This window comes from Enterococcus sp. AZ128, from assembly GCF_051714485.1.
Classification (GTDB): domain Bacteria; phylum Bacillota; class Bacilli; order Lactobacillales; family Enterococcaceae; genus Enterococcus_A.
The window spans coordinates 1327116-1349502 of record NZ_JBIORZ010000002.1 but is presented as its reverse complement, the minus strand read 5'-3'; the positions used below and the strand labels follow the sequence as shown (position 1 = coordinate 1349502).

Below are 22387 nucleotides of genomic sequence, written 5' to 3'. Positions count from 1 at the left end.
CTAATAAATTTAAACACCAAACGAAATCCTATTGAACGATTTCGGCTACCAATTTTCCGGTTTTTTCGGTTCCCTGCTCTTCAAGGGACTTCACGATTTTTGAACCGATCACTACACCGTCGCAGACCTGTTGGAAATTTTTAACATGTTCTCTAGTGGCGATGCCAAAGCCGGCTAAGACAGGAATATTGCTGACTGCTTTGACCTGCGCGAGGTGTTCCATCAAGTCATCACGGAAGTTTTGATCCGCACCAGTAATGCCATTGACTGTTACGGCATAAATGAAACCTTCTGCTTCCGCGACTAATTGTTCGATCCGCTCTGTTGGACTGGTTAATGAAACCAATGTCAATAATGCCATATCCCCTAAATCAGGGAGAACCAGCTCACGATGCTCATAAGACAGATCGGGAATAATGAAGCCTTCGACATCCGTCCCCTGCAGATCACGAACTAGCTCCTCGATACCGTAATGAAAAAAGGAATTACTATAGCCCATCAAAATCAATGGAACCTCCGAGTGGATGCCGTGCAAAGCAGCAATTAATTTTTTTAATGTAACCTGCTGCTCAAATGCTCGTAATCCGGCAGCTTGGATCGTCGGACCATCTGCGACAGGGTCAGAAAACGGCACACCAAGTTCAATAGCAGCGGCACCTTGTTCCACCAACATTTCGATTTCTTCCTCTAACTTGTCTAAGCCTTGGGCGCCCGCCATGATATAAGGCACGAATAATTTTTCAGATTTTGCTTTATTTTTTAATGTGCGAGTCAATGGTTTCATTTGGCTGCCTCCATCCGTTCTTTAATTTGCTGAACATCCTTGTCGCCGCGTCCAGAAAGGTTCACGATAATAATTTGGTCTTTTTCCATCATTGGCGCGACTTTGACGACTTGCGCCAACGCATGGGAACTCTCCAATGCCGGAATGATTCCCTCCAAGCGAGAGAGACAATGGAAGGCTTCGACCGCCTCCTCATCATTGATCGCCGCATATTCTGCCCGACCGATATCATGCAGGAAAGAGTGTTCCGGACCGATTCCGGGATAGTCTAGCCCAGCAGAAATCGAGAAGGCTTCTATAACTTGTCCGTCATCATCTTGCAGCAGGTGCATCTTAGCTCCATGCAAAATTCCGACACTTCCTTTATTAATAGAAGCCGCATGCTCCTCAGTGTCCAATCCATGTCCGGAGGCTTCCACCCCCATCAAGCGAACTGCCTCGTCTTCAATAAATGGATAAAACATGCCCATCGCGTTGCTTCCGCCGCCAACACAGGCCATTACCAAATCAGGCAAACGCCCTTCTGCTTCCAAAATTTGTTTGCGCGTCTCGATTCCGATTACGCTTTGATAATCCCGAACAATCTCAGGAAACGGATGCGGTCCTAACACCGATCCCATGACATAATGCGTGTCTTCAACAGTTGCGACCCAATACCGCAGCGCCTCGTTTACAGCATCCTTTAGCGTTTTGCTGCCGGAAGTCACGCTCTCAACTTTCGCCCCTAAAAGCTCCATTCGAAAGACATTCAAAGCTTGACGCTGCACATCGATCTCCCCCATAAAAATCGTACATTCCATGCCGAAAAGTGCGGCGGCAGTAGCTGTTGCCACTCCGTGTTGACCAGCGCCTGTTTCAGCAACAACTTTGCGTTTGCCCATTTTTTTTGCCAGCAATACTTGGCCTAAGGCGTTATTAATTTTATGGGCTCCGGTATGGTTCAAGTCTTCGCGCTTCAAATAAATCTTAGCGCCCCCTAGATGATTGGTTAAGCGTTCCGCGAAATAAAGAGGATTTTCCCGCCCTACGTATTGTTTCAAATAGTACTTCAATTCTTCTTGGAACTCTGGATCTTGTTTCGAATCCTCATACGTTTTTTCTAGTTCCTGGATCGCGTACATTAATGTCTCGGGAACGAACTTCCCGCCATATTCCCCGTAAAAGCCCTCCTGATTTGGTTCTTGATACATGAGATCACTCCTTTAAATTGGTTACTATCTATTCTTTATTGATCGATTCTAAAATTGAACATCCGCTGCTTTTACTGCCTGGCAAAAAGCATTGATCTTAGTTAAATCCTTTTCACCAGCTGTTTCAACTCCGCTAGAAACATCCACCACTCGAGGCTGAAAAAAGCGAATCGCTTCGCCGACATTTGCAGCATCCAGTCCGCCAGCCAGCCAAAGCTTTTCTTTGGGTAACCGTCTTTGATCAGCCAGGTGCCAATCAAAGGTCTGCCCATTTCCTCCCATCAGCTTAGCTGGCGGGGCGTCCAGTAAAAGATGCGGGTAGTGATAAAAATAAACGGACTCTTGATCCTTGATGCTGAAAGCTCGAATGATTGGTCGTGAAAGCTTAGTCAGTTTACTTTCCCCATGGATTTGGATCATATCTAAGCCAGCAATATCAGCGATTTCTTCGACTTCAGTTTGAAGCGGTGAAACAAAAACACCAACTTTTTTGATTGTTTCCGGTAAATCTTTTGTCAACTCACGTACTTTGTTCGGCGTCATCCTCCTCGGGCTCTCAGCGAAAACAAAGCCCAAATAATCTGCTCCAGCCAGCACTGCTGCGTCGACTGCTGATTGGCTTTTTAAACCACAGATTTTGATCTGAGTCATTCTCTGCACACCTGCAATTCCCTGATTTTTTCTGCTGGTTCGGCCGCTCTCATCAATGTTTCACCGACTAAAACACCGTGATAACGCTGTTTGACTTGCGCTACATCTTCGCCTGTTTTAAAGCCGGATTCACTGATATAAATTGCTTCATCTTCTGGTTGCGCCAAATCCAAACTCGTTTGAATCGAAACCTCAAACGTTTTTAGATTGCGGTTATTGATTCCAATGATTCTTGCACCGATCACCTGAGCCTTCGCCAATTCGGTGGCATCATGAACCTCCACCAAAACTTCAAGTCCTCGATCCGCCGCCCTATGATAAAGCGCCGCTAGTCGACTATCTGAAAGAGCCGCAACAATCAACAGAACTAGACTTGCCCCGGCCTGTTTGGCCCGATCTAATTGCCGTTCATCAATGATAAAGTCTTTGCACAAAATCGGCACGTCAACCACCTGAGCAACCGCCGCCAGATCATTGATCCTGCCCTTGAAGAAAACCGGATCGGTCAAGACGGAAATAGCACTGACTCCGGCTTGCTCATAGCTCTTAGCCTGCTGCAGGATATCTACTGCTTCATTGATTGCTCCTTTTGAAGGAGAAGCACGTTTGATTTCTCCAATCACATGCATTTTTTCTGGATTTTCTTTGACTACTTGATAGAAAGAAGGGCGCTGTTTGACTGGTACCGCTTGAACAGGTGTTAGATTTTCAACTTCCTGTTCCTTTTCCGCTAAGATTGTTGTTAAAAAATCCAATTAAGCCACCTCCTGTTGTTTTGCGATCAATTGTTCTAAGCGGTCATAGGCAGCTCCTGAAAGAATCGAATGTTCCGCTTCTGTGATTCCCTCATTCAAGCTTTTCACACGTCCGCTGGCTAAAAATCCTAGCCCTGCATTCAGTAAGACCGTTTCATAATAAGCAGATGGAACTCCGCGTAAAACGGATAATAGAATGTCTTTATTCTTTTCAACGGAACCCCCGACAATCCCCGTTAATGGTACTCGCTTAAAGCCGACTTCCTCCGGATTAAAAGTAAATTCCTCCACTACACCATTTCGATATAGCGCGCAATGAGTTGTGCCCGCCAAATTTGCTTCATCCATTCCGCCATGACCATGAACAACGATTGCCCGTTTCCGTCCTAACTGCCCCAATGTTTTCGCTGATTCTACCAAAGAATCTCCAGCGTAAGTCCCCATCAACTGATGTTCTAACGGATAAGGATTAATGATTGGTCCCAACAAATTGAAAATCGTTGGTGTTGCCAGCTCTTTGCGGATATGCATCACCGCACCCATCGCCGGATGCAAGGTTGGTGCAAATAAAAACGCGATCCCTGCTTCCTTCAGTAAATAATCGATTTTTCCAGGACTGACAGTCAAAGAAATCCCCAATGCCTCTAGTACATCTGCACTGCCAGATTTACTGGAAATGCTGCGGTTGCCATGCTTTGCCATCGGAATCCCGCCACCGGCCAAAACAAAAGCTGCAGTGGTACTAATATTAAAGCTATGGGAATGATCCCCGCCGGTTCCGCAATTGTCCATCACCCCGGCCGGCGCAGTCAGCATCGGTGTACCTTTTCCTTGCATGACTTGCGCCAGTCCCGTCAGTTCCGTCGCAGCCACGCCTTTGACCTTCAAACCAACCAGCAGACCGCTGATTTGACTATCAGTTAATTCTTGTTCAAAGATTGCTTTGCCCAACTGCTGCATCTCCTGAACGGTTAAATCGTTTCCGCGATAAACTTTTTCGAATAATTCTTGCATTTAAATCCCTGCTTTCTGTAAAAAATGATTGAGATAGCTTGCGCCATTCTCCGTTCCAATCGATTCCGGATGAAATTGCAGCCCAAACACCGGGTAACGTTTATGACGAATTGCCATGATACAGCCGTCAGCCTCAGCAGTTACTTCCAAGTCTCGAGGAACTTCCTTCGGATCAATCATCAAGGAATGATAACGCATGACTTTCTGCTCCTTTTGCCCCTGCAGGCGCGACTGCTTACCATGCATGATCGTTGGCGCACTGACAATTTTCCCGCCGAAGACTTCGCCGATCGCTTGGTGACCAAGACAAATTCCTAAGATCGGCTTTCTGCGGTAAAAGTATCGGATCAGCATTTCGATTTTTCCAGCCTCGGCCGGTCTTCCCGGACCCGGCGAAAGAATGATCGCCTCGGCCTCCTCCGCAGTAGTGAGTAAATTCGGATCATCATTGCGTAAAATCGTGACATTCTCCGGCAAAAGCTGGACCAGATTATAGGTAAATGAATCATAATTATCGACTAACAAAATCATTGCGCTACCTCCATCAATGTTTTGGCTTTTTGCATGGTTTCAAAATATTCACTAGTTGGTTCTGAATCATAAACTATTCCTGCTCCCGCTTGGACATGGGCCATTCCAGCTTTAATTATCATCGTACGAATCGCGATAGCAAAATCAGCCTGATCATTTTGACCTAAAAACCCTACAGCTCCCGCATAAATCGAGCGCTTGACGGTCTCCCATTGATAAATGCGGGTCATCGCTCGAATTTTCGGCGCGCCGCTAACCGTCCCTGCAGGCAGCGTCGCTTTAAGCGCATCCATGGCTGTATGCTCTGATTTCAACTTTCCGGTTACTACTGAAACCAGATGCATCACGTATCGATAGCGTTCGATCGTTAAGTAAGTCGGCACCTCCACCGTTCCTCTTACTGCAACCTTCCCGAGGTCATTTCTGCCAAGGTCCACCAGCATACGATGTTCTGCAATTTCTTTCGGATCACTTCGTAAATCCTTCGCTAGTTCTTCATCTTCTTGCTCATTTGCTCCACGTTTCCTAGTTCCCGCAATTGGGTTTGTAGTTACTAGGTTTCCTTCAACAGTTACCAAACTTTCTGGCGAACTCCCGATCACCTGAACATCCGGAAAATCAAGATAATATAAATACGCGGAAGGATTGGTGGCCCTTAATTGGCGATAATAGGTAAAGGGCTCCATTGAAAATTCAGCGCTTAACCGTTGTGAAGGAACCACTTGAAATAAATCTCCTGCAACGATTTTTTCCTTCGCCAGCTTAACGACAGCTTCAAACTCCGATTGAGAGAAATTACTAGTGAAGTGCAGGGGACTCAATTCAAGCTCCGGCAGCGCAACTTCTTTTAGCAGTTTCTGTTCCAAATCCTTTAGACGCGCAGCTAGTTCTATTTCTCCCACCTTGCTATACGTATTGCCAACGATCAATGTGCAGCTTTCCTTTTGCTTGTCATAAATCACGTAGGACTCATAAAGATAAAATTGCAGATCTGGAACATTTAACTCATCCGTTGGAATCTCACCGATAGTTTCATAGCAAGCCGCTACATCATAGCCGACATAGCCAAGTGCACCACCCTGAAAAAGCAGATCCGATTGATGTTCATCCTCTTCAAGTACATATTTTTCAACTTCCTTTAGTGGGTCAGAACAAGGATAGTGTTCATTCCCATTGAAAAATTCACCATTTTGAAAGGTCAGTCGCTTAACTGGTGCGAAAGCTATGATCGCGTAATCCTTCTTTTCGGATTTCCTCTCAAACAAACATGTTCCGTCATCCTTCAAGCTGTAATAAATCGTCAACGGATTAATCTTTTTATTGATTATCTTTTTTACTCTCTTCATAACGATAAAACTCCTTTACTTGATAATTTTTGCCATAAAACGCAGAAAAGCCCTCAAACCAAAATAAACTTTGGTTTGAGGGCGCAAGCAGCACGGTACCACCTCTTTTTACTGTTAGAACACAGCAACTCTAATCGTCTAACAACGATCGTACTCTGTAACGGGAGCACCCGTCGTTCCCTACTGCTGTTCAAGAACGCTTCAGCAAGTCCATTCACTAGGGAAAAAATGTTTCTTCTCATCAACCGAAACTTTCTGTGATTTTTTCTTTTCTAGCTACTTCTCTTGCTTATGATTTGATTTTTAAATGATTTTTTCTTTCACCACGCATACAATTCCACTAAGATGCTGAAGCACCAAGTGGAACTCGCCGCTACTTCTTTGAAGGGGGCATTTTTCTTGGACCATGAAAAAATGTTTTATTTTCACTGCGCATACGATTCCACTAAGGTGCTGAAGCACCAAGTGGAACTCGCCGCTACTTCTTTGAAGGGTGCATTTTTCTTGAACCATGAAAAAATGTTTTATTTTCACTGCGCATACGATTCCACTAAGATGCTGAAGCACCAAGTGGAACTCGCCGCTACTTCTTTGAAGAGGGCATTTTTCTTGGACCACGAAAAATGTTTTGTTTTCACCACGCATACGATTCCACTAAGGTGCTGAAGCACCAAGTGGAACTCGCAAAAAAGCCCCCAAGTCGAAATAAACTCGACTTGAGGGCGGTTGATCCACGGTGCCACCTCAATAATATGCCAAACAAGGCATTTCTCATTCAGTCGTCCAACAACGACCTTACTCTGTATCGGGAGTTCCCGGAAGTTCCTACTATCCATTCAAAACTTCGTCCAAAAGTCCATTCGCATAATAATCCCTACTGATTCGCAGCACCATCAGCTCCCTGAAAAGGCTTATTTATGTTACTTCTCTTTTGTTAGACATTTATTTTTTTGAATAATACGCTCTTTTTTTCAGGTTGTCAACATTTTTTAACAGAAAGTTCCATTTTTCTGAATTCCTTTGACTGTTCCTAATCAACGGAAATTGTTAAAATAAAAGCATTGGAGGCGAAATTGATGAAAAAAATTTTTTTTAGATTAATTAACTGGCTGCATCGATTTTTGACAGGTTCCTTTTACTATCGCAGAAACGTCTGGCAAGCCTTCCCAGAATTTTTCGATGCCGCAACTGAACAAACCTATCGTGTTCCTGGCTTAACGAAAACACGTACCTTAAACCTAAAAAAAGAACCGACGGATTGTTTGACGATGACACCTCAAGGGATGACTTTAACAGAAAAATACCTGCTGATCTCCGCTTACTGTCACAATCATCAACACAACTCCGTCATCTATGTATTAGACCGCCTCACTGGCGTTAAACTAAAAACAATTATTTTACCTGACTTGCCTCACGTTGGCGGATTGGCCTATGATCCGATTCATCAAAAAATCTGGATCAGTAATAATTCAGGAAAACACGCTGCTGTAACAACAATCAGTCTTGAGCAAATCGAAAATTATTCAACGGATTCTGCTCCAATCTCGTATCAGCAAAAGACTGTCTTAAAGGAGCTGCCGCGAGCATCCGCATTGACCTACGATCACGAATATCTGGTTGTCGCATTATTTTCCTTGCAAACGCTGGGTCAAATTGTTTGCTATCCGATCAATGATAATGGGGAATTAGCAAATCCAACGAATAGTGCTGTGATAACATCACCCTTTGGAACATTGTCGATCCCGCAGAAGATCCAAGGTGTCACTTTTTATAAAAACTACCTGCTCCTCTCTCAATCTTGGGGCAAACAGCCGGGACAAATATTTATTTTCGATATCCAGCGAACAACCGATTTTTCTGATCTTGACCAGGCGATAAAAATCATTGCAACGCCTCCCTATTTGGAACAAATCTATGTCGAGAACGATCAGCTATTCGTCTTATTTGAAAGTGGTGCCGCCGCTTACCGCAGCAAAACACCTTTTGTCATGAAAGATATTTGTCAATTAGATTTGAATACCTTGCTCACAAAAGAACCCACCAATCAGTAAAACTGTTGGTGGGTTCTTTCTATTTCACTGTACCAAGATAAATGAAACCGTCTGGTGCTGCTGGGGCACCTTTACTGATTACAAATTCAAAAGGTTTTCCCGCATGTTCACTCGCAACTGCCAAATGACAAAGAGCGATACCCACATCCAAGTCGGTCAGCTTGTACATCATTCCAGGCAATCCATTAATTCTTTTCTTGCAGTAAACAAAAATCATGCCATTATTAACAATAAAATGCCACGGCTGTCCATTCAACCCAGATGGCGCTAAACGCGCCGCTTCGATTCTTGAATCTTTTCCTTCAGCTATTTCCTTTAGTGACTTTCGATCAAAATCGGCCAATCCTCGATTTACAGGTTCCTGAGGTTCGCCGAAAGCCATCCCAATAATAAAGTCAGCAGCTGACTCTTTTGGCTTAATCATCCCTATCCAACGAGAGGCATAACCTTGAGAGAATAGATATAAATCAACATGCTGAAATAAGAAACCCGCACAAGTATTTCTCAACGGCTGCTCCGCACCATAGATCAATAAATAATGGGGGGCCTTAGGAACTCCCATACCTTTGACCCCTTCTGGCCCTACCAGCTTATAAGTAATTTTCGCACTCGGTAAAAGCGGCCTGATCGTCTCAATAAAGCCATCGAGATCTTTAAGCTTGTTCTCAGGCATCGGTCTTGATGTAAAATTGCGGGTCGACTTACGGGTAAACATACTTGAATACAAATCCATACAACAACCTCCTTAACCGTCAATCATTCATTTATTCAACTATATGATTCTTTCAGTCTCTTCGCAAGCGTACGCGTCGTCTTTTGAAGAATGTTTACTCTGATAAATTGAAATCTATCCCCATTCTTTAGCAAATCACGAAAAGTAGAACTCGCAAAAAAGGACCTGTGACAAAAGTCTTGTCACAGGTCCCTTTTCCGAACAAACGGTGTTTCAGAAGTAGCTTCTTCGGAAATAAGCCGAAATTTCACAAAAATTTAAGAAGCACCAGGTAGGTACCATTCAACATCAGTTCCTACGTCACTGTGTTTCTTGGCAATTTCCGGAAATTCCGTCTTATTTCTTGAAGCTGACCACTTCTGTCACAACCTCTTTCTAGTCAACATATTTTGAATCTGTATTATTCAACCATGCGTAGCCAAGACCCATAACAAGTCCGCCCCCGACAAAGTTTCCAATCAAAGTGAAGAATAAATTATGAGCCACATTTCCCGCAGTCATTTCAGCGATTGTTCCATGAGATGCGAAATAGGCTAGAGAAAAGGCTGGGAAGTTGGCAATCACGTGCTCATAACCCAAGAAAGCAAAGATGAAAATGATAAAGATGATTGACATAACTTTCGCTGCATCATCCTTCATTCTCAGGCTTACCAATACAGCAGTATTTACTACAATGTTGGCAAACATGCCTTCTACTAAAATTTGAGTAGTTGATTTCGTCAGCTTAGAAACGATTCCGGTGAACATATAGTTATCCGCTTCTAAGTGGCCAAAAGGTGCTGTTAAGGATAATAAATACCCGCAAAGTACCCCGCCGATCAAATTGAAAAAGATACAGGTAAATAATAATTTTAAGGCAAACGAGACAGACATTTTTTTCTTATATACGCCGATCGTCGTGTATAGCATATTAGATGTTCCTAATTCTGCATTCATGAACAAAATCATAACCAATGACCAGCTGAACATGAAGGCATACGCCATTTTTTCCAAACCAGGAATCGCTTCTTGCATGCGAATGGCAATATAAAAAGCAATAGCCGTTCCTAAAGCTAAAAACAAGCAAGCTAACATTGAACGTACTGCATAACGAGGCAAACTCGAATTAAACAAATCAATTTTTTTACTGATTGAATACTCCAGCTGAGACATCAAAGTTGAGTGAGTTTTCACATGCTTTTCGCTTTCAGTCGCAGGTGTTTCGTCAATTTCCATAAATAAATCCGATTTCATAAGGTTCCTTCCTTCTCGGCCGAAGCCATAATGTACAGGTATCATACAAGATTTTCACCTTATTTTCAATAAAAACATGCAAAAAAATGAAATATTGAGAAAAATTGCACAAGTTATTTAATTTTTTGAGTAAAAACCGTATGATTAAGTAAAAGAGACTGGAGGGATTTTGATGGTAAAACAAGTGTTAAAAGCAGAAGTAGAATCTTTAGGCGGATTACAGCTGAAATGCTCGGCTCGCGGGTTTGAATTTATGATCGACGAACCAAAAAACGTCGGAGGAAGCAATGAAGCGATGAATCCGCTGGAGGCTCTGCTTTGTTCTTTAGGAGCCTGCAAAATGATGGTAGTACGGTTCTTTTATCAGGCAAAACAGATTAAATTGAAATCAATGCGGGTAGAAATCTTAGGTGAAATTGATTCAGATCGCTTGAAGGGCAAGCCAGATGTAAAGATCGGTTTTTCAAAAATCATTACTAACTATTACATTGAGGCGGACAATAGCGACGAAGAGATTCAAGATCTTGTCGCCTTTATTGAAAAAACCTGCCCGGTCAAAGACACGATCGTCAATGCACCGGAAATGGAGCTCAATATCAATCCATAAAAAGTCCCCGCTAAAAGAAATGCTCATCTTTTAGCGGGGACTCCATTTTTTAACAATCCATTTTCATCTCGTACTGATCACAAAAATGATCAAAACCTAATTCTTCTAATCGCTCGATCCAAGCCTGATCAGTAAAATTGATATTATGAAGACGCACATCTTGATAACGGCCGCTCAAATTAACCATCAACTGGCCCAATTCTGTTAGCTTTCCTTCACGTCTTCCCCATTGTTTTACATGGCCATTTTCCTTCTGATAGATAATAAATGCCGCACACCGATTCGGTGTTCCAGTATACATGATCGTATAATCAGCAGGAAAAACCTGCAGAATTTCGATGCGATTTTCAAAAGAAGGGGCGTCATGCAGCAGTGGTTTTAAATTTTCTAATGGGAACTCGGTGATCGGCAGCTCTTGAAACTCCTCGATCCCTTCAGTGGTTTCCTTCGCATTTCCTCGGAAGCAGGCATATTCTTTAACGACATCCAAGCCCATTTTCCGATAAGTCGCGACTGCTGGCGCATTCGTTTGGATTACTTCTAACCCATAATAAGCAAAGTTGTGCTGTTTTAATAATTCCATACAAAAATCCATCATTTTTGAGTAAAGTCCCTTACGTCGATGCGCAGGTACAACACCCGTTGCCGCGTCAAATGCAACCTTTTCCCCATTGTATTCCCCGACGGCATTCAGCAAGACCGCCACCAATTCATCGCCGACAAAGGCGCCGCAGGATAAATCATACCGAACATTTTCACTATGAAAACGATGGTAAAGAGCGTCATCGCCTAACTCCATTTTCACATAGTAATCAGAGAAGGCTTCTCTCATACATGCAGCAATTTTTGAGAATTCAATACCAGATAAATCCTTGATTTCGTACATTTCACTACCCCTTTCTTGACACAAAAAAAGCTGAGTATTCTCCTCAACTATTTCCGTTTTTCTCGCATAGTTCACCTGTTATCAGCATACCATGCAACCGTTTTACAGATACTTAAATGAGAAGCTTCTCACGATAAAAAGGCCATTCCAAGGGATTAGAACAGCCTCTTTCCATAATCTATCTTACAGCGCTTCTTTCTCCGTCATTTCCGGCGAATTACTGCCTTTTTTCGATGCGAAAGAGAGAATAATCCCTAAAGCAATTGAGCTGAAGGCCGCTACTACGACCCGAACATTTTCTGGTAATAGAAATACAATCGTGTGTACCGGAATCCAGAAACAAATCCCGACTTTCAACCAGTTGAAGGTGACAAAGGCCACCCAATCGATTTTACCGATTAATCCTTTTAGACTCACTGGCTCTTTAGCTGCGGTCGCTTCGATCCACAATTCCATCATTCGATGAAAGGTGTTCATCGCCGGGGCAAAAGTCAGATTCATGATACTGCTGCCGCAGAAAGCTTGAACAAAGGAAACACCGGCGAACGGCAGTAACTTCCCTGCTTGCGCCAGTCCGGCGCCTCCCATAAATACTGGAAAAACAAGGGTGACCATGCAGCCTATGATTCCCCAAACAACCGCTCGTAGTAATACTTGCGTCGAAAATTGATAATCTCCTGAAGCGATACGTTTCCCAAAAAGATCCCCCATCGTCGCTAAGATCGCAAATTGAATAAAGCCGCCCAGATAGGGATGGGCGCCGCTTGCTGCTAGGATGGGATCTCTGGTAGCTGGAATAACGAATAATGCAAGTAATCCAGCCAGCAGAAGAGCCCAAACAATGTCCCCTTTTTTCATTATATCTCCTCCAATCACTTAGGCGGCTGGTAATCTTTGTCCATTACTACAACTGCCTTGATGACCTCGCCGCTGATGGAATCTGCTTCCGCTTGATTGATGTTTTCAAAATCATAATATTTTACAAATTGATCAAATGGAAACTCGCCGCGCTTATAAAATTCGATCAAGTTTGGCAAATGATATTTAGCGATGGTATCTCCAATCAATACACCGCGAACTTTTTTATTTCCGAAGACGAGATCGAAGAAAGTATTCACTTCTAAATTTTTCTGTGTTACTGCTAATGGTACAAAAGTTCCTGAATTACTAACCGAATGCAAGGCTTTAGTCATCACAGGCGGCACACCAGTCGAATCAATAACATAATCAAGCCCTCTGCCCTCCGTCAAATCCATGATGAATTTTTCCGGATCCTCTTCTTTGCTGTTGAAGATATGACTGGCTCCCAGTTCTTTCGCCTTCGCTAAACGCTGATCGTTGATATCGATCGCGACAATTGGATAGCAGCCAGCAATTTTAGCCGCCATAACAGCTGAGAACCCTACCGCGCCAGTTCCAAAAACAGCGATTCCTTCTCCAACTCTTGGCTGCAATACACTCAATACAGCGCCACTGCCTGTCCCCAGACCGCAGCCCAACGGACCAAGCAAACGCAAGTCGACATCTTTATCAACTTTCACGACATTGGATTCTTCCGTCAAGCTGTAAGTTGAGAAGGAGGATTGGTTAAAGAAGTTATTGACCTCAGTGCCATCATCCGTATGCAAAATAAATTCTCCCCGCAGATTTTTTCCAAGGTTATTTACAGTGAACCATTTTTCACAAGAAGAAGGATGGCCTTCCACACAGTGCTTACACTCGCCGCAATAGGCATAAGATAAAATCACGTGATCACCAGGCGCTACTGACGTTACCGCGTTTCCAACTTTTTCAACGATCCCTGCACCTTCATGCCCTAAAACATTTGGAAAATTGATGCTGTTTCCATTTCTTTCCCCATAATCTGAACGACATAACCCCGATGCCACGATTTTTACCAGTACGTCCTTCGAGCCAACCTCCGCTAATTCCAATTCAGTGATTTCATATGGCGCGCCCTTTTCCTTTACTAAAGCTGCTTTGATTTTCATTTATGTTGCTCCTTTCTCAATTTAGCGATTCAATTTTGCACAGATATTATCCAAAACAACTGCTCAGACAAATTATTGCCCATCTAACTTTTGAGAGTCGGACTGTTAAATTGTTTCAATTCCTCTTCCCCCAGCACTACCCGCTCCGCTCCTTTTGATAGAGCAATCATCTCGTGTTCCCCCGGCACGGCGATGATTGGAGCGATAAATCCGACTCGTTTTCTTAATTCAGCAACGACCATTTTCGAATAGGCAACACCGCCCGTCAAAGCGATTCGATCAACTACACCGTTTGTTACCGTTGCAAGGCTTCCGATCCCTTTAGCAATCTGATAAATATAACCGTCGTAAATGATTTTCAGCTCTTCATCGCCAGAAAGGATACGTTCTTCAATCTTCCTTGCGTCACTTGTACCCGCATAGGACTTCAAGCCGCCTTCACGCTTATAGATCCTCAGCATTTCCTTCAACGAATGCTCATAACACATCGGCATCAAATATTTCAACGGCAGACCACCTGTCCGTTCCGTTGAAAACGGCCCTTCATCATCTGAGATTAAATCGATCATTTTGCCTTTATGGTGAACGCTAATCGTATTTCCGCCGCCTAGATGGGCTACGATCAGAGTTGTGCTTTGATAATCTAGCCCTTCTTCTCTTGCGACCTTCATCGCCACCGCACGCATGTTTAACGCATGTCCGATGCTCTTTCGTTCAATTCCTTTCAAGCCTGAAATACGAGCCACCTCTTCAAATTCATCCACCGATACCGGATCATAAATCAAGGCGATAGTTTTTTCGTTACCCTGTTCTTTGATCTCATTGGCTAAAATCGCACCTAAATTGGATGGATGATCAATCTGAGTAACATTTCTCAAATAATCGATCATCTCAGAATTAACCTCGTATGCCCCTGAAGAAACCGGCGGCAAGCTTCCACCGCGACCAGCCACTGCATCCAGCTCTTTGGGATCGATTCCTTCCCTTTTCATAAAAGCTAATAAAATATCCCTCCGAAATTCCATTTGATCGACGACATTCTGAAATTTGCGAATTTCTTCTGTTGAATGAGAAATACCTTGCTCCTTGATGATCTCACCATCCACATAATAAGAAACTTTGGTGGAGGTCGATCCGGGATTAATTGCTAAAATTTTCATCTGCTATCACCTCTTGCTGCAATACATAGCGACTAGAATCGAATACGCTTTTTCTTCTTCTGTTGAACCGCGGGATACCATGACGATCGGTACACTGGCCCCCATGATCAAACCAGCCATTTTAGCCCCAGCCAAAATCGTCAAGCTTTTTCCCAGCACATTCATCGTGGTAATATCTGGACCTACAACGATATCTGCATCACCGGCAACTGGACTTTCATAATGTTTGATCTCTGCTACTTTTTTACTTAAGGAAAGATCTAACGAGATTGGTCCATCGATCCAGCAGCTATCAGGTGCTTCGGACCGTATCTCGCCCATGATCTCCTCCGCTTCCACGCTGGAAGAAATCTTCGGATTAACCTTTTCTGCGGCGGCTAATAAACCGACTTTCGGTTTTTCGATCCCAAGTTTATTCATGACTTCGATTCCATGTTTGATCAAAATTTTCTTATCTGCTTTGCTTGGATTCGTGACCATGCCTCCATCGGTAGTCAGCAAAAGTTTATGGTAAGCCGGAATTTCATTCAACGCTACGTGACTTAATAAACTGCTCGAGGCAATTCCTTTTTCTCGATCCACTACAGCTTTTAGGAAGGTCCGTGTTTGAATGTGCCCCTTCATCAGGAAATCAATCTCATTTCTCCGAACGAGTGCTACACCGATCGCGGCACACTCTTCCTCCGTATCTGCAGGAACAATTCTTGCGGTTAAACCCTGTTGAGCTAAAATTCTGCTTATTTTTTCTTCATTACCAATTAGAATCGGCTCTAAAAAATCTCTGACTTTTTCATTAAATACCGATTGGATCGTCACTTCATCATTGGCGCAAACAACACCGATCCGTATCCTTTCTTCACTAGAAAAGTTGGCAAGTAATTCCTCAAATTTTCGCATGACCTTCACCTAGTTCCATGGATTGCCGTCATGCTTCGGCGAAATCGGCGTCGCGATACGAGAAATATTGATCAAATGAGTATAGGTCAAGTTTTCCGAAATAATATTATTTCCCCAAGAACCGCACCCAAGTGAAACAGTTGGATTCAAGCCATTGGCAGGTGAGCCGCCCGCGTCGATCGTTGGCTGATTGATAACCAAACGGCTGACTGGCAATACTTCTCCTGCATAAATATGATGCTCTTTAGTATGGCTGAACAAGCCCGCCGAATGACCTGCTCCTTCCAGTAATAGATTTTCACGAGCAAAAGCAACTGCTTCTTCAAAATCTTCGTAGCCTTTTAATGCTAAAACAGGTGCCATTTTTTCTTTGCAGAACAGTTCTGCTTCTCCTACAGCATCAACTTTTACCGCAATAATCTGGCTGTCATCCGGAATTTCTACGCCAGCGGCTCCAGCGATTACTTTCGGATCTTGCCCGATCATCGCCGGATTTGCTTTTCCGTCCACAAAAAGTATATTCCGTAATTTATTCAGTTCATCAGTATCAGTAATAACGGCGGCCTGTTTTCCACGTAATGCCTCAAGCACTTCTGCTTCCTTTTCTTCTGGATAGAACAAACTTTGTTGGCAAGCACAGACAATCCCGTTGTCAAAGGAACGACCAATAACGGACAATTCCGCGGCAGCTTCGACATCAAAATCACGATCCAAAATCGCCTGTACATTCCCTGGCCCTACTCCATATGCTGGATGACCGCTAGAATAAGCCGATTTTACCAAGCCCGGACCACCGGTAGCTACGATCAAGTCGACTGATTTCATTAATTCTTGTGACAATTCGATACTCGGTTCTTCAATTACCTGCAATAAATCCCGCGGAGCCCCGACGCTGATAAGTGCTTCCCGCATCAATTCGATCGTTTCCTTCGTGGTATTTTTCGAACGAGGATGTGGAGAAACGATCATCGCGTTTTTACCCTTCAAGGCCATCAAACCATTTCCTAACGGTGTGATCGTCGGATTGGTCGTCGGAGTTACTGAACCAATAACTCCTCTTGGATGCGCGATTTCGATTAGCCCTTCTTCAGGTATTTCTCTGATCACACCGACAGATGCTTTATCTTTTAAACTAGCAAAAATATTGGTTGCCATTCCTTGGTTCTTACCGATCTTGTGATCCAAACGACCTAAACGAGTTTCTTCGATCGCCAACTTAGCTAGTGGCTCCGCCTGTTCAAAAACCGCTTTCGAGATTGTGTAAAGCATCTTATCTACTTTTGCCTGATCGTAACCACTGATTTCTTCCATTGCAGCACGTGCCCGTTGTACCATTTGTTCAATTGCCATTTTCGTAAGCCCCTTTCATTTTTACATACATCGGTGTATGTATCCTACAACCCTATATAACCAAGTTATGAAAGCGCTGTCAAATTAGTGAAAAAAAGAACTTGTTCGCAAAATGTTGCTGCAAACAAGTTCCTCATTTTTTTAAATGTTTGTAAAAATAATCGAAATACTGCGTCTAATAGCTTCGACCGTGTAATTTTTTGTAACGTTATCGGGGGTTCCAGAACCATACATTCCCTCAAAATAATTGTAAAGCATACTGGAAACCGCTGAAGCATCATTCTCACTTAGCCCTTCCTTTTTCAATCCTTCTAAGAAAAACTCATATAGTCGACCGCGGGTTTCGCGAAAAATTTCCCGCAGCTCTGCGAACTCTGGATAGACCTCTAAGGTTTTCAGCGATTGCTGCATGAATTTGAATCCTTCCTGATTCCGCGATGGTACAACTAGTATCTGCACAACTTTCTCTTCGAAGCTCAAGTCTTCAGCAAGCATGATTGCTTTTTTTTCAGCCTTTATTTTCTCGATCGTCATGTGAACGACCTCGCCAAAAATTTCCGATTTATTTTTAAAATGCCAGTAGGCAGCTCCTCGGCTGACATTTGCATCCTTTGATATTTTATCCAAAGAGGTGTTTTCAAAACCCACTTCATAGAAGTTTTGAAATGCTGTTTCCAGTAAACGCTGCTTCGTTATCAAACTGTCTTGTTTTCGTTTCATTGTCATCTCTCCCGTTTTAAAAAAACAAAAATGGCCGGAATAAACCGTATTTTGAATTTTTTTTAGTTTCCTATAAAATTTCACGAAATCGATTCGCTTGTGAAATTTTTCTTTTCTTTATTCACTAATAAATCCGATTTTAAAAAAATGAATACGATTCCATTTTCACACAAGTTGATCCTTTTTTAAAGAGAAAAAAGCTGTCAAGTTTTCACTCGACAGCTAAAAGTTGCTTGGAAATTATTTCATTGGTGGAATAACCGCCAACAGTCCGTTGCTCAATGTGATGTAGCTAGAAGATGTCGTTGGGAACACTTGACCCGAAACTTTCTTCGCAGGCAAAGCAGTTGCAGCTAAGGCAATCAAGCTTTCTCCACGGAAAAGATTTACAAAGTGTTTTGTTGACATCAATTGCGGAATACGAGGACTATTGATAATGCTGGCAATCAATTTTGATTGGATCTGGTCATTCACGTCAAAAGAAGCTTTCGTTGTTTTGACTTCTGGTCCATTCGTCTTTTCTTTCGCCTGATCAAATTCTGTTAATTCATAAGCTTTAATGATCGCATTCAATTTTTCTGCGTATTGCTTGTCTGTCGCATAGCGTCCTTGCAAACGTTCGGTAGCGTCTTTATAGGATTCTGTTTGATCTTTCCAAGTATCTTTATAGAAATCCGTATTTCCGGAGATCCCTTTCTTGATCAATTTCGCGTAATCTTCCAATGATTCTTTATAAGAAGGATATTTTCTAAATTCAGAAGTAATTTGGAAGCTTGAGCCACCAGCATCCTGCTCCAACGTTTGGAAAGAAACGCCCTGCTCCTTATACTTGCCTTTGATACCAAATAGATTATAGTTTGGCTCGCTTGCTAAAGAGCTATTTCCTGATCCACTTTCTAAAATCGCTTGTGCGATCATAACTGAAGAGTAGATTCCATTCTTTTGCCCGATTTCACGAGAAGTTTCGCCGATCTTCTTGATGAATTGATCCGTCGTTTGATTCTTATTAAAAATAAACGGCTGATTTGTACTATATTCGCCAAAGGCATTCGATAATGAGCCGGTTGCTTTTGGTAAACCAGAAACATTTACACGAACCGCAAATGTTGGAGTAAAGCCACTGATACTGCCGATCTTCACCACATCGCCTGGTTGCGGCGCATGGATATATTGACCGTTGCCAATGTAAATCGCTACGTGAGTCGTAACACTTGTTGGTGCTCCCCAGAACAATAGGTCTCCCGGTTGCGCTTCACTAACAGGGATTTGAGTTCCTGCATATTGTTGATCGCCTGTCCAGCCACCAATGTTATGACCAGTCGCATTCGCATAAACAACATATGCTAAACCAGAACAGTCAAAGGCATTTGGTCCTTTTGCACCCCAAACATACGGTTTGCCAAGATGGCGATACGCTTCTTGAACAATCGCTGTTTGAACTTCATTACTAAAGGTTGGTGCAGTTTGATTAGATGGCACACGAACATCTGACGCCGACGCATCTGGTTGTCGAGCTGCCGCTGCAGTTTGATCCTGATTCGCAGACGGAGCGCTGGCAGCCGGCTGTTGCGTATTTTGATTGCTTGAATTATTGCTAGTTGTCCCTTGATTACTATTATTTTGATTATTGCTGTTGTTGTTACCAGTATTATTGTTAGGTTTCTCCTCTGGTTTTGGAGTTGGTGTAGGTGTTGGCTTTTCTTCCTTCACCGTTTCAAATTGAATGGATACGTCCGATTCCGGCATCGTAAACACACCATTAACATCAGTACTTGATAAAACTACCGCCTGTGTCGCTGTATTGATCACTTTAACTTCTTTTACTTTGTACCCTTCAGCTAATGTCACTGTATAGTGAACCGCTGTATTTGCCACCAATCCCGTTTCTGATGTGTATTGGAAACTGATTTGACTTCCATGAGCATCACTAAAAGCATTATTGGCAAAAGGGTTTCCGTTAGCTAATAAATTATATTGTTTAGCCGGTTCTGGTTCAGGAGCCGGTTCTTCAGAACTATCTGTGCTTCCCGGAGTCGAACTTTCAGTTGTTTGTTGGCTTGAAGACGTCGTGGCAGATTCGCTGCCAACAACACCACTTTCCTCAGCAAAAGCCTGTTGTGAAGATAAAAGGGTCGGGCCAAATAGAGTTCCCAGCGCTAATAAACTTACAATCTTATTGTACTTCACATCTATACCTCATTTCTAATTTACATTTATTTCTATATATAATTATTTTCCTTAATTACTTACTATAATATCATTAATTTGAAAGCCTGTCTAAAGAGTCGAGCATAGTTCATAAAATCTTCAAAATTAGCAACAATTTTTAAAATTTTCTTTAGAATAATAATGAGCAAAATTCTTCAAAAGACTGGTAAAACAGCAATTATCTCCTAATAAAACCAAAATATAAAAACAGTATCACGTCATTATTTCACCTCCAGTCTAACACTAAAACCTTTTTTTTAATATAAATTTTAGGATTCGAAATGTTGTTTTCAATCAAAATAAATAATTTTATATATAAAACATACGCAAAAACTAAAAAAATCCTTGAATTATCAGTACCAATCTGATAATTCAAGGATTTTTATATAATATTCCAGATTAATGACATCACTCTTCCACAAACGTCAAAAACCGTATTTTCCTAATTTGCGGCAAATACAATGTCGAGAATTTCGTCATTAAACTGTTACAAAAAACGAACCTAAATAGCTGACTATTCAGGTTCATTGGCCTTTAAACTTTTTCTTTAACGATTTTTTGCATCAATTTTGAAATTGAACGTTCATGAAAATGCGTCATACGGACACTCTCGCCATTTTCTGTGCGCCAAATCTTATTTTCGTAAAAGCCGACACTATCCCGTTTGCCATCCATTAGCTCTTTAGCGTACCCCAACACAAGGCGAATCGCTTCGCGGGTTGAGTCATCACTCTTGAAATAACCTGGATAGCTGCGTAAATATTCATCTAGATCGCTATTGTGAGACACCTTCCAGTCTTCAATAAAATCTTCTAACGCCGTTACTACATTACTCGTTTGAATCTTCCATAATGTTATATCTACTTGACTTTCCATAGTCATCCCTCCATTATTGAATCCCTTTACATCTTATATTATAAAGTGTTTTCATTTTAAATAGCTGAGATATCCGCAAATTTTCTATTAAAAAATGTCAAAAAAGAACTCGTTGATTTAAAGTAAACTTTTTTATTTAAAGTTTACCTCTTTATTTCATCAATGGATTTGACTTCTTATTGTTTAGTATTTCAGTTATACTGGTAGTACTTGACTAATAAGGATGATTTTTATGCTGACATTTCTAATAAACAAAATTACTGAACGTTCGAAAGGAAACAAACGAACCAGTGTTGGAATTTTGGCAGGAATTTTAGGGTTGTTCTCGAACCTTATGCTATTCCTCGCCAAATTTTTTATTGGTTCACTTTCAGGTAGTGTTTCAATCATGGCCGATGCCATGAACAACCTATCTGATACGGCCTCCTCTGTTATTACTCTCGCGGGCTTTAAAATCGCGGGTAAACCTGCGGATGAGGATCACCCCTATGGGCACGAGCGCTTTGAATACATTAGCGGATTCATTATTTCTATTTTAGTGACTTATGTCGGATTCCGCTTCTTAGACAGTTCTTTCGTCAAAATTCTGCATCCGAGCAGTATTTTACTTTCTCCGATCGTGTACACTGTTTTGATCATTTCTATTTTGATGAAGTTTTGGCAGTCTTATATGTATCAAAAATTGAGCCGTGAAATTGACTCCGATACGTTAAAGGCCACTGCTCAAGACAGTATCAACGATGTCTATACTACGATTGCTGTGTTGATTTCCGCAATTATCGAATGGTTTAGTGGTTGGCGCATCGATGGCTTTATCGGCTTCTTGATTGCGCTGTATATCATTTATTCAGGAATTAAAATGATTATGGGATTCATTAATGACTTGATGGGAGTACGTCCTCGTGAAGAAGAGGTCTTAGCCATTCGCCAGCACTTAGACAACTATCCAGATATCATTGGTTATCATGATCTGCTGATTCACAGCTATGGGCCAAACAGCGTTTTTGCTTCTGTTCATATCGAAGTGAATCAAGACTGGAGCTTGCCTCACGCTCATGAGGTAATTGATGCGATCGAATACGACGTCAAACAACATTTAGGTGTTGATCTGGTTTGCCACCTTGATCCTTACCCCATCGATGATCCCGATTTTAAACGAATCGCTCCTGAACTAAAAAAAATTTTGAAAGGCATCCATCAAAACCTACGCTTTCACGATTTGCGGGTCGATAAAACAACTACCCCAGAAACAATTTATTTTGATTTAGTTGTTCCCGAGGATTTAAAGAAAACCACAAATTCGCAATTACAGGATCAAATCAGCAGCCGCTTTATTAGCCAAAGCGAACCTGCAAAATTGAGCATCACCTTCGATCGAACTTACCTACTATGAAAAAGCATTGG

Annotated in this window: 21 protein-coding genes and 2 other annotated features; of the genes, 3 read left to right on the top strand and 18 right to left on the bottom strand. The window is 42.2% G+C overall.

The window, feature by feature from the left end:
• Window positions 1–28 precede the first annotated feature (28 nt).
• From trpA to trpE, 7 genes are read right to left on the bottom strand one after another with little or no spacing between them, the layout of a single operon-like run.
• Complete coding sequence (gene trpA / locus IGI38_RS18205; protein ID WP_438733177.1) at window positions 29–784, bottom strand: tryptophan synthase subunit alpha; 756 nt, start codon at window positions 782–784, stop codon at window positions 29–31.
• On the bottom strand, window positions 781–1974 hold the full coding sequence (gene trpB, locus IGI38_RS18200; RefSeq protein ID WP_438733175.1) for a tryptophan synthase subunit beta: 1194 nt from the start codon (window positions 1972–1974) through the stop codon (window positions 781–783). Before trpB ends, trpA begins: the two co-directional genes overlap by 4 nt.
• Before the next feature lie 48 nt (window positions 1975–2022).
• Entirely contained in the window at window positions 2023–2625 is a 603-nt protein-coding gene (locus IGI38_RS18195) for a phosphoribosylanthranilate isomerase (RefSeq protein ID WP_438733173.1), read from the bottom strand.
• Entirely contained in the window at window positions 2622–3380 is a 759-nt protein-coding gene (gene trpC / locus IGI38_RS18190) for an indole-3-glycerol phosphate synthase TrpC (RefSeq protein ID WP_438733171.1), read from the bottom strand. The genes IGI38_RS18195 and trpC overlap by 4 nt, the downstream gene beginning before the upstream one ends.
• Entirely contained in the window at window positions 3381–4394 is a 1014-nt protein-coding gene (gene trpD, locus IGI38_RS18185) for an anthranilate phosphoribosyltransferase (RefSeq protein ID WP_438733169.1), read from the bottom strand. It lies immediately after the preceding gene.
• Entirely contained in the window at window positions 4395–4925 is a 531-nt protein-coding gene (locus IGI38_RS18180) for an anthranilate synthase component II (protein ID WP_438733167.1), read from the bottom strand.
• Window positions 4922–6271 (bottom strand): anthranilate synthase component I, encoded by a 1350-nt coding sequence (gene trpE / locus IGI38_RS18175; RefSeq protein ID WP_438733165.1) that lies wholly within the window; start codon window positions 6269–6271, stop codon window positions 4922–4924. The genes IGI38_RS18180 and trpE overlap by 4 nt, the downstream gene beginning before the upstream one ends.
• A 74-nt stretch (window positions 6272–6345) precedes the next feature.
• Window positions 6346–6573: a binding site (T-box leader), on the bottom strand.
• A 413-nt stretch (window positions 6574–6986) separates the two neighbouring features.
• Window positions 6987–7217: a binding site (T-box leader), on the bottom strand.
• A 130-nt stretch (window positions 7218–7347) separates the two neighbouring features.
• Here trpE and IGI38_RS18170 point away from each other — a divergent pair.
• Window positions 7348–8322, top strand: a complete 975-nt coding sequence (locus IGI38_RS18170) for a YncE family protein (protein WP_438733163.1) — start codon at window positions 7348–7350, stop codon at window positions 8320–8322.
• A 19-nt stretch (window positions 8323–8341) separates the two neighbouring features.
• Here IGI38_RS18170 and IGI38_RS18165 read toward each other — a convergent pair whose 3' ends face one another.
• Entirely contained in the window at window positions 8342–9055 is a 714-nt protein-coding gene (locus IGI38_RS18165) for a nitroreductase family protein (protein ID WP_438733161.1), read from the bottom strand.
• A gap of 375 nt (window positions 9056–9430) precedes the next feature.
• On the bottom strand, window positions 9431–10288 hold the full coding sequence (locus IGI38_RS18160; RefSeq protein WP_438733159.1) for a formate/nitrite transporter family protein: 858 nt from the start codon (window positions 10286–10288) through the stop codon (window positions 9431–9433).
• A 172-nt stretch (window positions 10289–10460) separates the two neighbouring features.
• Between IGI38_RS18160 and IGI38_RS18155 the strand changes: the two genes are divergently transcribed.
• Window positions 10461–10895: an OsmC family protein gene (locus IGI38_RS18155; RefSeq protein ID WP_438733157.1), complete on the top strand. Its 435-nt coding sequence runs from the start codon at window positions 10461–10463 to the stop codon at window positions 10893–10895.
• Between the two features lie 49 nt (window positions 10896–10944).
• Here IGI38_RS18155 and IGI38_RS18150 read toward each other — a convergent pair whose 3' ends face one another.
• The 9 genes from IGI38_RS18150 to IGI38_RS18110 form a co-directional block, all read right to left on the bottom strand.
• Window positions 10945–11781 carry a GNAT family N-acetyltransferase gene (locus IGI38_RS18150; protein WP_438733155.1) on the bottom strand — a complete coding sequence of 279 codons (837 nt, stop codon included), beginning with the start codon at window positions 11779–11781 and terminating at the stop codon, window positions 10945–10947.
• A 183-nt stretch (window positions 11782–11964) separates the two neighbouring features.
• Window positions 11965–12639 carry a hypothetical protein gene (locus IGI38_RS18145; protein ID WP_438733153.1) on the bottom strand — a complete coding sequence of 225 codons (675 nt, stop codon included), beginning with the start codon at window positions 12637–12639 and terminating at the stop codon, window positions 11965–11967.
• Between the two features lie 14 nt (window positions 12640–12653).
• Complete coding sequence (locus IGI38_RS18140; RefSeq protein ID WP_438733152.1) at window positions 12654–13772, bottom strand: NAD(P)-dependent alcohol dehydrogenase; 1119 nt, start codon at window positions 13770–13772, stop codon at window positions 12654–12656.
• Between the two features lie 83 nt (window positions 13773–13855).
• Window positions 13856–14932 carry a butyrate kinase gene (buk, locus tag IGI38_RS18135; RefSeq protein ID WP_438733150.1) on the bottom strand — a complete coding sequence of 359 codons (1077 nt, stop codon included), beginning with the start codon at window positions 14930–14932 and terminating at the stop codon, window positions 13856–13858.
• Window positions 14933–14938: 6 nt separating this feature from the next.
• On the bottom strand, window positions 14939–15829 hold the full coding sequence (locus IGI38_RS18130; RefSeq protein ID WP_438733148.1) for a phosphate acyltransferase: 891 nt from the start codon (window positions 15827–15829) through the stop codon (window positions 14939–14941).
• A gap of 9 nt (window positions 15830–15838) precedes the next feature.
• Entirely contained in the window at window positions 15839–17179 is a 1341-nt protein-coding gene (locus tag IGI38_RS18125; protein ID WP_438733146.1) for an aldehyde dehydrogenase family protein, read from the bottom strand.
• Between the two features lie 141 nt (window positions 17180–17320).
• The gene (locus IGI38_RS18120; protein ID WP_438733144.1) at window positions 17321–17899 is read right to left on the bottom strand and encodes a TetR/AcrR family transcriptional regulator; all 579 of its coding nucleotides are present in this window, start codon (window positions 17897–17899) and stop codon (window positions 17321–17323) included.
• A gap of 240 nt (window positions 17900–18139) precedes the next feature.
• Entirely contained in the window at window positions 18140–20086 is a 1947-nt protein-coding gene (locus IGI38_RS18115) for a glucosaminidase domain-containing protein (RefSeq protein WP_438733142.1), read from the bottom strand.
• A 555-nt stretch (window positions 20087–20641) separates the two neighbouring features.
• Entirely contained in the window at window positions 20642–20983 is a 342-nt protein-coding gene (locus tag IGI38_RS18110; RefSeq protein WP_438733140.1) for a hypothetical protein, read from the bottom strand.
• 232 nt (window positions 20984–21215) lie between these two features.
• Between IGI38_RS18110 and IGI38_RS18105 the strand changes: the two genes are divergently transcribed.
• Window positions 21216–22376, top strand: a complete 1161-nt coding sequence (locus IGI38_RS18105) for a cation diffusion facilitator family transporter (protein WP_438733138.1) — start codon at window positions 21216–21218, stop codon at window positions 22374–22376.
• The last annotated feature ends 11 nt before the right edge of the window (window positions 22377–22387 follow it).